The following is a 12,995-nucleotide window of genomic DNA, read 5'->3' as shown; positions in this document are numbered from 1 at the left end:
CTATCCCGGCGATCACCTTCTTGCCGGCCTCCGTGTCACAAACCACGTCCGCCGGCTCAGTGCCACTAGTCGTCAAAAGGCTTGAACTGTTCCACTGCCACGATGCGGTTTTTGTCGCCCAGGGCGACGTGGCACACCACCAGTTCCCCGGGGGAAAGGTACGGGTCGGCGTCCGGCAGGAGGGCCCGCAGGCGGCCCGGCATGTTCTTGCCCAGCTGGGCCAGGACGGTGGGGAGCGCCGGCCGGTGCGTGCACAGGGCCACGGGCCGCTGCTTGTCCAGGAGGGACTCGATGACGGCAGCCGTTTTCTTGGGGGTGCGGGCGTGCCGGTGTTCCGTCAGCGCATCGACAAGCTTGACCTTGGCACCGGACGCCCTCAAATAGGGCGCCACCGTGGACACGCAGCGCCGCCAGGGACTCGTGACCACACGCGGTGGCTGCCAGGCCTGCAGCAGCCGGCCGACGGCCTGCGCCTGCCGCATGCCGGTGGCCGCCAGGGGCCGCTCTCCCTCCGCCTTCGTCCAGGACGAGCGGGGCTTCGCCTTTGCGTGGCGCACCACAATGAGCGGCCACGTGTCGAGCTGGTCGTTTTTGTGGGCGGCCCGCAGATGATCCAAAGGGACGACGTCGGACGGGTTGGTCAGCAGCCCGGCGGCGGTTTGGGGGGCGCACCAGACTACCCGGTCCACTTCCTTGCCGTCCGGAACGAGCTTGGCCCCGTTGACTTTGACCGCCCAGTAATGGACCACCTTGAGGCCGGAGGCCACGTGGTAATGGATGGGCGGCAAGGGAATGCCCAGGGGCGCTGACAGCCCGATCTCCTCGCGCACCTCACGTGCGGCGCACTCGGGAATCGTCTCGCCGGCGTCGATTTTGCCTTTGGGCCAGGACCAGTCGTCGTACTGGGGCCGGTGGATCAGGAGGACCTCAAGGCCGTTCGAGTTGACCCGCCAGGGAATGGCCCCGGCAGCAACCACCGCGACCGCTTCGCCGGGGTGGTCTGTCTGGTCTGCTACGAGGATGTCGCTCGACAACGCCGGCCCTACCGCCGGCTCAGGCTGCGCTGGCGGTAACGCGATGCCAACAGCCACGACTGGATGTCCTCAAGGGGCGTGCCGTCGTCGGATATGTGGTGGCGGTTCCACAGGCCCTCGTTGTCCAGGTGCCAGCTGGCAGTCTCCGGGTCCATGTACCGCCGCAGCAGGTCAAGGACGTAGGTGATGTCGTCCGGGTTGGCCAGTTGGACCAGGGCCTCGACCCTGCGGTCCAGGTTGCGGTGCATCATGTCGGCCGAGCCGATGTAGACCACGGGGTCCCCGCCGTTGGCGAAGGCGAATACCCGGGAGTGCTCAAGGAAGCGGCCCAGCACGGAACGAACCGTGATGTTCTCGCTGAGGCCGGGCACCCCCGGACGCAGCGAGCAGATGCCGCGCACAATGACGTCCACCTTCACGCCTGCCTGGGAGGCGCGGTAGAGGGAATCGATGATGGCCTCATCCACCATAGAGTTGACCTTGATCTGCACCCTTGCGGCCAGCCCGGCACGGGCGTTGCGGATTTCGGTCTCGATCCGGTCAATCAGGCCGGACCGGACAGAGCGGGGAGCCACAAGCAGGCGCTTGAACGTGGATTTGGGCGCGTAGCCGGAAAGCTGGTTGAACAGCTTGGACAGGTCCTCGCCCACCTGCTCGTTGGCGGTCAGCAGGCCAAGATCCTCGTAGTAGCGGGCGGTGCGGGGGTGGTAGTTGCCGGTGCCGATGTGGCAGTAGCGGCGGAGCCCGTCCACTTCCTGCCGTACCACGAGCGACAGCTTGCAGTGCGTTTTCAATCCCACAATGCCGTACACCACGTGGACGCCGGCCTGCTCGAGCTTGCGGGCCCAGGAAATGTTGGCCTGCTCATCGAAACGGGCCTTGATCTCCACCAGCGCCAGCACCTGCTTGCCCGACTCGGCCGCGTCGATCAGGGCGTCAACAATGGGGGAGTCTCCCGAAGTCCGGTACAGGGTCTGCTTGATCGCCTGGACCTTGGGGTCCGCTGCGGCCTGTTCCAGGAACGCCTGCACCGATGTGGAGAAGGAGTCATAGGGGTGGTGGAGCAGGATGTCGCGGCGGCGCATGGCCGAGAAAACGTTGGCGGCCTTGGATGTCTCGGACTCGTTGAGGAACCGGGACGTGTGCGGCATGTGCTTCGGATAATGGAGGTCTGCACGGTCGATGCCGGCAATGACGGACAGCCCGCGGAGGTCAAGCGGCGCGGGAAGCGAATAGACCTCGGACTCCTCCACTCCGAGTTCGCGGATCAGCAGCGCTCGGATGTTCGGGTTGATGTCATTGCTGACCTCAAGGCGGACGGGCGGGCCGAAACGGCGGCGCAGCAGTTCCTTTTCGAGCGCCTGCAGCAGGTTCTCGGCGTCGTCCTCTTCGACTTCCAGGTCCTCGTTGCGGGTAACGCGGAAGATATGGTGCTCGAGGACCTCCATGCCGGCGAAAAGCTTGTCCAGGTGGACGGCGATGACCTCTTCGAGCGCGATGAAGCGTGCCACGCGCCCGGCAATGGCACCGGCGCGGGGACCGTCGATGGAAATCAGGCGGGGAAGCTGGTCCGGAACCTTAAGGCGGGCAAAGAGTTCCTTGTCGCTGACGGGGTTGCGCACCACCACGGCGAGGTTCAGCGAGAGTCCCGAGATGTAAGGGAAGGGATGCGCCGGATCGACGGCAAGCGGCGTCAGGATGGGGAAGACCTTTTCGGCGAACATCGCGCTGAGCTGCTGCTTGGCGGCATCGTCCAGTTCGTCCCAGTGCATCAGGTGGATGTGCTCGTAGGCCAGTGCCGGCCGGATCTGTTCGGCGTAGACCTGGGCATGGCGCTGCTGGAGGCGGTGGGCTTCGTCGCCAATCTTTTCGAGGACCTCCACCGGGCTGAGGCCGGCGGGGGAGGGCACCGCGAGGCCGGTGGCGATACGCCGCTTGAGCCCGGCCACCCGGACCATGAAGAATTCGTCCAGGTTGGACGCGAAGATGGAGAGGAAGGCGACGCGCTCCAGCAGGTGGAGGTTCGGGTCTTCGGCCAACTCCAGGACCCGGGAGTTGAAGGCAAGCCAGCTCAGCTCGCGGTCAAGGAAACGGTCGGGCCGGATGTCGCCTTCGGGCACGAGGTTGGGCGCAAACTCCGGAATGTCGATCCGGTCCTGCGTGGCGCGCGAAGCCGGTACTTCGGATGAGCCGAAACGGGCCCGCGCGGGCGCTGAAGCGCCCTTGGACGTGGCTGTTCCCGCGGGTTCCGGTTTCATGGTGTCTCCTCTTACCTGGCGCTTGATGCTGGCCCACGGCCGGCGCGGTTCCCTACCAACCTTACAATCAAACAGGGTCCGCGGACCCTGTACTTACGGCAAGCGGGGGCCTTTCGTCCGGCGAGTGGGATAACTCACCCGAGGCGAACCTAAGCCGTGGTCAGAGGCCCGTACTGGACGTCCATGTCCCAGCGCGTGAAACCCAGGCCACGGTAGAGGGCGACGGCCGGCGCGTTGTCCGCGTCCGTGTACAGCATGACGGCGTGCAGCCCCAGGCCCTGCAGGTACCTGATCCCGGCAACAGTGAGCGCTTTGCCCAGGCCCCTGCCCTGCGCGGCCGGGGTGACTCCCACCGCATACACTTCACCGATCGCCGGGTGCGCGCCGTGCCGTGGGTGGACCTTGGTCCAGTGGAAACCCAGCAGTTGGCCCTCCGCGTCCACGGCAAGCAGGAAGCCGGCGGGATCAAACCAGTCCTCGGCCATCCGGGCATCGAGGTCCGCACGGGTCAGCGAACCCTGTTCCGGGTGATGGGCGAAGGCGGTGCGGTTCGCTGCAAGCCATCCGTCCTCATCCCTGCCCGGCACGAAGGCGCGGAGCGTAACGCCGTCCGGAAGGCCGACGTCGGGCAGTTCAGCGGTGGCGGTGGTCAGCCTCATCTTCCAGAGCTCCCGCACCGGACCGTAGCCGTAACGGGCGGCAAGGTCCGCTGCCGCCTCGTGGTTGCCGTGCGACCACGCCTTCAGGCCGTCCAAACCCCGCTCGGACTTCAATGCACCTACCAGACGGTCCGCCACGCCCTGGTTGCGGTAGCTGGGGTGGACTGCAATCTCCAGCACGCCGCTGCCGTCGGCTTCCTCCACCACCACCGCGAACCCGGCCAGGTCCTGGCCGGAGGAAGGGTCTGAGTCCTCGTCCGGGGCGTAAAGGGCCAGGGTCAGGAGCGAGTGCTCGGCGGAATCCCCGGCGCGGAGTGTTACCACTGTCTGCTCGGAAAGCGAAGGGTTGCCGTCGGATTCCTCGGCGGCGGCGAGGAGCCCCAGGCAATCCTTCTGCAATTGCTCGTCCACACCGCCGTGGACAACGAGGACGGGCCATTTTTCCGGGTGCGCAGGACTCATGAGGCTAGGCTATACGTCCGGACTGGAACGTGCCCCGATTTGATGGTGCCCCGGCAGTTACGTATAGTCGGTACCTCACCCGGCAGGAGACTGGCGGGAGCGAGGGGGATCCACCAGTGGGGTGGCCTCGATACGTTCGACCCGTATGTCCTCCACGAAATATGCAACAACAGCCCCGGACCACTTGAGGTGGTCCGGGGCTGTTGTGTTAATTCCGGATGCCGGCTGTCAGGCTTCCGTCAGCTCGTCCTCCTGCTGCCGCACCAGGGTGAGGCGGTAGCCGACGTTGCGGACCGTGCTGATCAGGTTTTCGTGGTCCGCCCCGAGTTTGGCCCTGAGGCGGCGGACATGGACATCAACGGTCCGGGTGCCGCCGTAGTAGTCATAGCCCCAAACCTCGGTGAGCAGTTGCTGGCGGGTGAAGACGCGGCCGGGGTGCTGGGCCAGGTACTTGAGGAGTTCGAACTCCTTGAATGTCAGGTTCAGCGGTGCGCCGTTGACGCGGGCCGTGTAACTGGCCTCGTCGATAACCACCCCGGCTGCCCGGATCTCCGTGGGAGCATCGTCCTGTTCGGGAACTGCCCTTGCCACCGAGAGCCTGATGCGTGCTTCCACCTCGGCCGGACCAGCGGAGTCGAGCACAATATCGTCCACAGCCCAGGCCGAAGAAACGGCAGCCATGCCGCCTTCGGTCAGGATCAGGACAAGCGGTGCGCTCAACCCGGTTGCCTTCAGCAACTGCGTGAGGGAACGGGCGCCCACCAGGTCCTTGCGGGCATCCAGCAGCACGATGTCGCACGGATCAGTCTCCAGCAGGGCGGTGGGCTCAGCGGCGAGGATGTGCACGCGATGATTCAGTAATTCGAGGGCAGGCAGAATGTCCACCGATGACCCGGTGCTGTTCGTCAATAGCAGGATGTGCGACATTGTTCCTCCAAGGGGCGTCCGCGCATCTTCGGGCGACTGAACCGGGTTTTCACCGGCTGGAACCAGCTCACTGCCACGATCTTGGGCCGGCAAAACATCTGTCCGGCCGGCAACCGTTGCAGGAAGCATAGCTGAACTTTGAGTATACCGAACGGTGTTCCCGCGAACAGGGATTCCGCCGCTGCGGACCTTCGTTTTGCGACATATCCGAGTCATATAAGGCAGGATTGAGCCGTGGGGCAGAATGCCCTCCCGCGGAGGGCAAGCCGCCGGGCTATAGCCAGAATGGGAATGCAGCGAATTGAGTGCAGTGTCGAAACGGCGGACCGGAAGGGCTGGGATCAGCGTGAGCGGGGAAGAACGGGCCCCGGCGCGGTCGCTGGGCTCCTGGGTCATTGGCCTGATAGGCGTGGCGGGGCTCGTAGCCATCATTGTTGGCGTGTACGTCTCGCCGGAGGCACTCGTTGGCGTCGCCAGTGCCATTGCTGTGGCGGTAGGCGTCGGCTGGCCCCATTTCCTCCGCATTCCGGCGAAGAAGACGCTTGCCGCTGTCATTGCCCTGCCTGGCGTCGGATCCGCAATCGCCGCCGGCCTGGTCCCGGCGCCGGGTTTCCTGGACTGGACACCCGCCTTCATGGCGCTGGGGATGATGGCCGTCTTTGTGGTGCAGCTCATTCGCGGCACCGGCCAGGCCCAGCGGCTGGAATCCACGCTGGGCTGCTGCGCCGGGGTGCTCCTCTCCTGCCTCGGCGCCGGATGGATAGCCGGTGCCCGGTTCAACGGGGTCCGCGAAATGATGCTGGTGGCAGCCATCAGTGCCGCCGTGGCTCTGTTCGCCGGGCTCATCCGCTGGCCGGACAGGGTGGTTGCTCCGCTGGGCATCGTCCTGGCGGGTCTTGCGGGACCGCTCGCAGGGCTGGTCTTCTCCGACCTTGCCGTGTTGCCCGCCGCGATCTTCGGCGTGGTGGTTGGCGCTGTCCTGGTCAGCTTCCGCCGGCTCGTCACACTCCGCGGGGCTCCGCTGAATCTCGCCGCGGCCCTTAGCATGGGTCTGGCACCCGTGTCCGCTGTGGGTTCCCTCGCCTACTTCATAGACAAACTACTCATCTACTAACGGTTAGGATGGCATCATGTCCGTACTTGCATTTGAAATCTTCTTCCTTGTCCTGCTCGGCGTCGCCAGCCTTTCCATGGCCTGGTTTGCCGGCTTTGTGGTTTACCGCCTCTTCAAAGGCCAGAAGTAAACCCGTCCCGCAGCTAGCGATTTCCTGAGGTAATTGTTGTGCCGATAGAGATTCCTACAGACCTGACACCGGAACTTGTTCCGCTTTCCTGGCTCATTGGTGAGTGGGAGGGCAGCGGCCGGCTCGGCAGCGGGGATGAGGATTCGGAACACTTCGTCCAGCACGTCTCCTTCACACACAACGGCCTGCCGTACCTGCAGTACCGTGCGGAGAGCTGGTTGACGGACGACGACGGAACGCGCCTTAGGCCGCTCACGGTTGAGACCGGTTTCTGGGCGCTTGAACGCAAACAGCTGGACGCCGACGGCGGCCCGGGCCTGATCCCGGCCGACATTGTGCCGGCGCTCAAGAGCGCCGACGAGGTCGAAGCCCTGCGCAACAAGGACGGCGGCTTCGACATCTCGGTGTCCATCGCGCACCCCGGCGGCATCTCCGAGCTCTATTACGGGCAGATCAAGGGCCCCCAGATCCAGCTCACCACCGATATGGTGATGCGCGGAAGCCATTCGAAGGACTACAGCGCCGCCACGCGCATCTTCGGCCTGGTGGACGGCAACCTGCTCTGGCGCTGGGACGTCGCCACGGGTGGCGCCTCGACGCCCGGCAGCGGCCTTGAAGCGCACGCGTCTGCCTTCCTGAAGAAAGTCTCCTGACCCGGCTCCTGTTTCACTGACCATCAGTAGACTGGGCTTCCACAGCCCAGTCCGCACGGGTCAGCCCGCGCCAGTGAACCAGGGGAGCATCATGGCGGCACCGCAGAACACCACCGACTACAGCGACCTGAAGGCGCTGTATTTCAACGGGACGCTGAAGAGGTCCCCGGAATCCAGCAACACCGGGGGTCTCATTGAGGTCAGCCGCCTCATCATGGAAAAACAGGGCGTCAGCACGCGGGTGATCAGGACAGTGGATCATGACATCGCCAGCGGCGTGTATCCGGACATGACCGAGCACGGCTGGACAACCGATGAGTGGCCGGCACTGTACCCGGCTGTTGACGAAGCGGACATTGTGGTGGTGGCCGGTCCGATCTGGCTTGGCGACAACTCCTCACAGACCAAGAAGCTCATTGAGCGGCTCTATGCCCACTCGGGCCAACTCAACAGCAGAGGCCAGTGGGCGTTCTACCCCAAAGCGGGCGGCTGCCTCATCACCGGCAACGAAGACGGCATCAAGCACTGCTCCATGAACGTCCTGTACAGCCTGCAGCACATCGGCTTCACCATCCCGCCCCAGGCGGACGCCGGCTGGATCGGGCCCGTGGGCCCGGGGCCGAGCTACCTGGACGAGGGCTCCGGCGGCCCGGAGTCCGACTTCACGAACCGCAACACCACCTTCATGACCTGGAACCTGCTGCACCTTGCCCGGATGCTCAAGGACGCCGGCGGGATTCCCGCGTACGGAAACCTTCCCGAAGAATGGAAAGCCGGCACGCGCTTCGATTTCGAAAACCCGGAATACCGCTAATCCCCACCCGCACCCTGACCTCGCAAGCTCGGCCAGGGAACCCGGCGGGGGTGGCCCCAACGGAATACTCACTGACTAAAGGACGTTGCCGCCTGTATGACTACCCCTAGCCCACTCCTGTCGCGCCCTGGCGCCGTCGAGGCCGCCGGCGCGGACGCCGGCGTCGCCGCCCACTACGGTGAGCCGCTGCGCGAGCAGCGCGCGCTCGCAGCCGGAACCGCCGTCGTCGACCTTTCCCACCGCGGCGTGGTGACCGTCAGCGGTCCGGACCGGCTGACATGGCTGAACACCCTGTCCTCCCAGCAGGTCACCGGCCTGCAGCCGCGGGAATCGAGCGAGCTGCTCCTGCTCAGCGTCCAGGGCCGGATAGAGTTTGACGCCCGGGTAGTGGACGACGGCGGGACCACCTGGCTGATCGTCGAGGCCGCAGAGGCTGGCCCGCTGGCCGAGTGGCTGAACAAGATGAAGTTCACGCTCCGGGTGGAAATCAGCGACGTCTCCGGCGACTGGGCAGTGCTCGGGTCCACCAAGGAAGTAGCGGACTGGGCCGGGCTGCTCGCCTGGCGCGATCCGTGGCCGCACGTGGGTGCCGGGGGTTACTCGTATGCGGTGGTCCCCGAAGAAGGACACCCCGGCCTGGAACGGCCGTGGATCGAGTACCTGGTGCCTGCCGCCGAACTGGAACAGACGGTGGGGGACCGGCCGCTGGCCGGGATGATGGCCGCCGAAGCCCTCCGCATCGCCGCCTGGCGCCCCCGGCTGGGCGCTGAAACCGACGACAAAACCATTCCGCACGAACTGGACCTCCTCCGCACCGCCGTGCACCTGGCGAAGGGCTGCTACAAGGGCCAGGAGACCATCGCGCGGGTGCACAACCTGGGGCACCCGCCGCGGCGCCTGGTCTTCCTGCAGCTGGACGGGTCCCAGCACACCATGCCTGCACCGGGCAGCCAGGTCCTGCTCGGCGAGCGGAAAGTAGGGACAGTCACCTCCGTGGCACAGCACTACGAAATGGGTCCCGTTGCCCTGGCTGTCATCAAGCGGTCCGTGGCGCCGGATGAAATGCTGACCGTGCTGGACGGCGAGGAACCCTACACCGCCGCCCAGGAAGTGATTGTTGCCCCCGACGCCGGTCAGGTAGTCGGGCGCCAGACAGGATTCCTCAGGGGGACCCGCTGATGACCGAAAACTCCGCGCCTGGCTCCACGACGCCTGGCTCCACGACCTCCACACCGCCCGGCACCCAAGCGCCGGACGAGGAAACCCTCGCGTTGGCAGCGAAACTCTTCCAGGCCGCCCGGGACGGAGATACCGGGCTGCTGCGGGCGTACCTGGACGCCGGCGCCCCGGCTTCCATGACCAACGCCGCCGGGGACTCCCTCCTGATGCTGGCCGCCTACCATGGCCACGCCGAAACGGTGCGGCTGATCCTCCAGCACGGGGCGGAGGCCGGCAAGGCAAACGACCGCGGCCAGACGCCGCTGGCCGGCGCCGCCTTCAAGGGGTACACGGACGTCGCCAAAGCCCTGCTGGAGGCCGGTGCTGATCCGGACGCCGGCACACCCTCGGCGCGCGCGGCGGCGCAGATGTTCGCCCGCACCGAAATCCTCGAACTGTTGGGAAACTGAACTTGGAGAATGTCGCAAGGCCCTGGCCCGCCCTTTGGTCCCTCGTGATCGGGTTCTTCATGATCCTGATCGACACCACCATCGTCTCCGTGGCCAATCCCCGGATCATGGAAGGCCTGAACACCGACATCAATTCGGTGATCTGGGTGACCAGCGCGTACCTGCTTGCCTACGCGGTCCCGCTGCTCATCACGGGCAGGCTGGGCGACCGCTTCGGGCCGAAGCGCCTGTACCTTGCCGGCCTGGTGGTCTTCACCCTGGCCTCGCTGTGGTGCGGACTCTCCGGTGACGTCCAGACGCTCATCATGGCCCGGGTACTCCAAGGCCTCGGTGCCGCCATCATGACCCCGCAAACCATGGCCGTCATCACGCGGATCTTTCCACCGGACAGGCGCGGTGCCGCGATGGGCATCTGGGGCGCCACAGCGGGTGTGGCCACTTTAGTGGGCCCAATCCTGGGCGGCGTCCTGGTGGATGGCCTGGGCTGGGAGTGGATCTTCTTCATCAACATACCGGTGGGCGTCGTCGGGTTCATCCTTGCGTGGCGGTTCGTGCCGTCCCTCAGCACCCACCCGCACAAATTCGACATCCCCGGCGTCCTACTCAGCGCCGTCGGCCTCTTTCTGCTGGTTTTCGGAATCCAGGAAGGCGAGACCTACAACTGGGGGACCATCAGCGGGCCTATCACGGTGTGGGGACTCATCATTGCTGGCCTTGCCGTACTCGTGGTGTTCGTTCTTTGGCAGCGGTTCAACAAGGGTGAGCCGCTACTGCCCCTGGCACTCTTCAGGGACCGCAATTTCTCGCTCGCGAATATTGGCATCACCACCGTGGGTTTCACGGTCACAGCCTTTAGCCTGCCCCTGATTTTCTATTACCAGGTGGTCCGCGGCCTGACGCCTACCCAGTCGGCACTCATGATGGTTCCCATGGCCGTGATTTCCGGCGGTCTTGCGCCGGTCGTGGGCAAGATCATTGACCGCGTCAATCCGAAGTACATCACTGCCACCGGTCTGGTCCTGATGGCCGTGGCCCTCTTCTGGAACTCGGCACTGATGCACCCGGACACCCCCATCTGGCTCTTCCTGCTCCCCAGCGCCGTGCTGGGGTTCGCCAACGCCGGGATCTGGGCTCCGCTGAGTACCACCGCGACGCGGAACCTCCCGCCGCGCCAGGCCGGTGCCGGGTCAGGCGTCTACAACACCACCCGGCAGATCGGCGCGGTGCTGGGCAGTGCCGCAATCGCCGTGCTGATCCAATCCAGGCTGGCTGCCGAACTGCCCGCCGCGCCCGGGGGTGCAGAGGGCGCCAGTCCCATGTCGTTCGGGGGAGCCCTGCCTGAGGCCCTCCATGAAGGATTCTCGACGGCGATGGGCCAGTCCATCATGCTGCCGGCGGCCGTCATCCTGCTCGGCGCGGCTGTGGCACTGTTCTTCGCCAAGCCAAAGGCCGTTGACGGCTGGGGTGCAGGACCGGCGCCTGCGGTGGCCGGGGAGGCCCCGGAAGGCGCTTCCCGGCCCGCGTAGGCGCGGGCCGGCAGGAGCCTCAGCCCAGCTGCACGCTGGTCTGGATCCCGCCCGCGGTCAGGCCCAGCTGCCGCGCCAGGGCAACGGCCCCGGTGTTGCTGACTTCGGCCCGCCACTGGACAGTCAGGCCGGCAGCGAGTGCTTCGTGGGCCGCGATCGACGCTGCCAGGGAACCCAGTCCTCGCCGCCGCCACTCGGGGTCCACCAGAACTCCGAGGTGGCCCAGCAGGCCCTCCCATTCCGCGTATGCACCGCACGCCACCGGCACCTGCCGGCCGTCCACCTCATGCACGATGGTGTACCGGTTTTCGAGCTCGGACAGGCCCACCTCGTTGACGTCATCCGGCGGGCAAAGCCCTTCCAGCTCGATCGCCGCGGGGTTGCCGTGGGACACGGTCAGCTCCTCGGCCGGCTGGCGGAGCGGAAGGTCATCCGCGAAGAACAGTGCGGCAGCGCCGAGGCCGTGGCCTCCGTGGGACCGGGTCAGGGTCAGGAGGGTCACGTGGTGGGCCATCTCGTCATCCGGGATGCCGGCCGCGGCGTGGATCAGCCACTGCGGACCCACCAGGGCGGAGCTCCCGAAAAGCCTGACGAACTCCACTGTCTTGGCCGTTTCGTCGGCCCTGACCACCCGCTCGCCGGACGCCAGGGACGAACCGAAAGCGTCGTCGTCGAGCCCCAGGTGCCGGGCCCACGCGAGCTGGACGATGGCGGCGGAACCGGGGTCAAGAGTCATATCCCCAGCCTAGGGGGAATGCGCGGCTCAGCCGAACAGGACGGCCGCTTCGTCGTAGCGCTTCTGCGGAACCGTCTTGAGCTGGCCCAGGGCCTTCTCGAAGCCGACGTGTTCGATGTCGGTGCCCTTGAGCGCCACCATGGTGCCCCAGTATCCCTCCACCACCGAGTCGATGGCGGCCATGCCCAGGCGGGTGGCCAGGACGCGGTCGAAGGCTGAGGGTACGCCGCCGCGCTGGATGTGGCCGAGGATGGTGGCGCGGGTTTCGATGCCGGTCCGCGCCTCGATCTCGGGCGCCAGCTGGTCCGCGATGCCGCCCAGGCGGGGGCGTCCGAAGGTGTCCAGGCCGCGCTCGGAGTGCGGGGTTTCCATGTGTTCCGGCACGAAGCCTTCGGCCACCACCACCAGCGGCGCGCGGCCGCGGTCATGGGCTTCCTGGACCCACTCGGTGATCTGTTCGATGCTGACTTTCTGCTCCGGGATCAGGATGGCGTGGGCGCCGGCTGCCATGCCGGCGTGGAGGGCGATCCAGCCCACGTGGCGGCCCATGACCTCGGCGATCATGCACCGGTGGTGGGACTCGCCGGTGGTGCGGAGGCGGTCGATGGCCTCGGTGGCAATCTGGACTGCGGTGTCAAAGCCGAAGGTGTAGTCGGTGGCGTCGAGGTCGTTGTCCACGGTCTTGGGGACGCCCACGATTTTGAGGCCGGCGTCGGTGAGGCGTTTTGCTGCTGCCAGGGTCCCTTCGCCGCCGATCGCGATGATGGCGTCGATGCCGAGGCGGTCCATGTGGGCCTTGATGACTTCGGGGCCGCCGCCGTTTTCGAAGGGGTTGGTGCGGGAGGTGCCCAGGATGGTGCCGCCCTGCTTGGCGATGCCGCGGACCATGGTGCGGGGGATGTCGATGATGTCGCCTTCGACCACACCGCGCCAGCCGTCCAGGAAGCCGACGAATTCGTGGCCGTGGATGGCGATGCCTTTGAGGACCGCTCCGCGGATCACGGCATTCAGTCCCGGGCAGTCCCCACCGCTGGTGAGAATTCCAATTTTCATG

General features: G+C 66.1%; 12 protein-coding genes. 6 read left to right on the top strand and 6 right to left on the bottom strand.

The window, feature by feature from the left end; translation table 11 throughout:
- Positions 1–65 precede the first annotated feature (65 nt).
- From IAQ70_RS00570 to IAQ70_RS00555, 4 genes are all read right to left on the bottom strand, one after another.
- A complete protein-coding gene (locus tag IAQ70_RS00570; protein ID WP_190987673.1) occupies positions 66–1,034 on the bottom strand; it encodes an NUDIX hydrolase in 969 nt (322 codons plus the stop codon).
- Positions 1,035–1,042: 8 nt separating this feature from the next.
- Complete coding sequence (locus tag IAQ70_RS00565) at positions 1,043–3,292, bottom strand: RNA degradosome polyphosphate kinase (protein ID WP_190987354.1); 2,250 nt, start codon at positions 3,290–3,292, stop codon at positions 1,043–1,045.
- A gap of 149 nt (positions 3,293–3,441) precedes the next feature.
- Complete coding sequence (gene mshD / locus IAQ70_RS00560; protein WP_190987353.1) at positions 3,442–4,413, bottom strand: mycothiol synthase; 972 nt, start codon at positions 4,411–4,413, stop codon at positions 3,442–3,444.
- 228 nt (positions 4,414–4,641) lie between these two features.
- Positions 4,642–5,340 carry a winged helix-turn-helix transcriptional regulator gene (locus IAQ70_RS00555; RefSeq protein ID WP_190987352.1) on the bottom strand — a complete coding sequence of 233 codons (699 nt, stop codon included), beginning with the start codon at positions 5,338–5,340 and terminating at the stop codon, positions 4,642–4,644.
- A 379-nt stretch (positions 5,341–5,719) separates the two neighbouring features.
- On the opposite strand from IAQ70_RS00555, the gene IAQ70_RS00550 reads away from it, so the two are divergent.
- The 6 genes from IAQ70_RS00550 (at position 5,720) to IAQ70_RS00525 (ending at position 11,205) form a co-directional block, all read left to right on the top strand.
- Positions 5,720–6,454, top strand: a complete 735-nt coding sequence (locus tag IAQ70_RS00550) for a permease (protein ID WP_190987672.1) — start codon at positions 5,720–5,722, stop codon at positions 6,452–6,454.
- Between the two features lie 168 nt (positions 6,455–6,622).
- Positions 6,623–7,237 carry a nitrobindin family protein gene (locus IAQ70_RS00545; RefSeq protein WP_190987351.1) on the top strand — a complete coding sequence of 205 codons (615 nt, stop codon included), beginning with the start codon at positions 6,623–6,625 and terminating at the stop codon, positions 7,235–7,237.
- Between the two features lie 91 nt (positions 7,238–7,328).
- Complete coding sequence (locus IAQ70_RS00540) at positions 7,329–8,051, top strand: flavodoxin family protein (protein WP_190987350.1); 723 nt, start codon at positions 7,329–7,331, stop codon at positions 8,049–8,051.
- A 96-nt stretch (positions 8,052–8,147) separates the two neighbouring features.
- Positions 8,148–9,230, top strand: a complete 1,083-nt coding sequence (gene ygfZ / locus IAQ70_RS00535; RefSeq protein ID WP_190987349.1) for a CAF17-like 4Fe-4S cluster assembly/insertion protein YgfZ — start codon at positions 8,148–8,150, stop codon at positions 9,228–9,230.
- A complete protein-coding gene (locus tag IAQ70_RS00530) occupies positions 9,230–9,679 on the top strand; it encodes an ankyrin repeat domain-containing protein (RefSeq protein ID WP_190987348.1) in 450 nt (149 codons plus the stop codon). Before ygfZ ends, IAQ70_RS00530 begins: the two co-directional genes overlap by 1 nt.
- Before the next feature lie 2 nt (positions 9,680–9,681).
- Positions 9,682–11,205, top strand: a complete 1,524-nt coding sequence (locus IAQ70_RS00525) for a DHA2 family efflux MFS transporter permease subunit (RefSeq protein ID WP_190987347.1) — start codon at positions 9,682–9,684, stop codon at positions 11,203–11,205.
- Between the two features lie 19 nt (positions 11,206–11,224).
- Here IAQ70_RS00525 and IAQ70_RS00520 read toward each other — a convergent pair whose 3' ends face one another.
- The gene (locus IAQ70_RS00520) at positions 11,225–11,941 is read right to left on the bottom strand and encodes a GNAT family N-acetyltransferase (protein ID WP_190987346.1); all 717 of its coding nucleotides are present in this window, start codon (positions 11,939–11,941) and stop codon (positions 11,225–11,227) included.
- A 27-nt stretch (positions 11,942–11,968) separates the two neighbouring features.
- Positions 11,969–12,994, bottom strand: a complete 1,026-nt coding sequence (locus tag IAQ70_RS00515) for an ATP-dependent 6-phosphofructokinase (protein ID WP_190987345.1) — start codon at positions 12,992–12,994, stop codon at positions 11,969–11,971.
- Between the last annotated feature and the right edge of the window lies 1 nt (position 12,995).

Source organism: Pseudarthrobacter sulfonivorans (genome assembly GCF_014712225.1).
Classification (GTDB): domain Bacteria; phylum Actinomycetota; class Actinomycetes; order Actinomycetales; family Micrococcaceae; genus Arthrobacter; species Arthrobacter sulfonivorans.
This window is presented reverse-complemented; position numbering and strand designations above follow the sequence as displayed.

Excerpts from the sequence above, each read along its gene's own strand:
- ygfZ (WP_190987349.1), top strand. The coding sequence starts at position 8,148 with ATGACTACCCCTAGCCCACTCCTGTCGCGCCCTGGCGCCGTCGAGGCC.
- IAQ70_RS00565 (WP_190987354.1), bottom strand. The coding sequence starts at position 3,292 with ATGAAACCGGAACCCGCGGGAACAGCCACGTCCAAGGGCGCTTCAGCG.
- IAQ70_RS00540 (WP_190987350.1), top strand. The coding sequence starts at position 7,329 with ATGGCGGCACCGCAGAACACCACCGACTACAGCGACCTGAAGGCGCTG.
- mshD (WP_190987353.1), bottom strand. The coding sequence starts at position 4,413 with ATGAGTCCTGCGCACCCGGAAAAATGGCCCGTCCTCGTTGTCCACGGC.
- IAQ70_RS00515 (WP_190987345.1), bottom strand. The coding sequence starts at position 12,994 with ATGAAAATTGGAATTCTCACCAGCGGTGGGGACTGCCCGGGACTGAAT.
- IAQ70_RS00530 (WP_190987348.1), top strand. The coding sequence starts at position 9,230 with ATGACCGAAAACTCCGCGCCTGGCTCCACGACGCCTGGCTCCACGACC.
- IAQ70_RS00555 (WP_190987352.1), bottom strand. The coding sequence starts at position 5,340 with ATGTCGCACATCCTGCTATTGACGAACAGCACCGGGTCATCGGTGGAC.
- IAQ70_RS00520 (WP_190987346.1), bottom strand. The coding sequence starts at position 11,941 with ATGACTCTTGACCCCGGTTCCGCCGCCATCGTCCAGCTCGCGTGGGCC.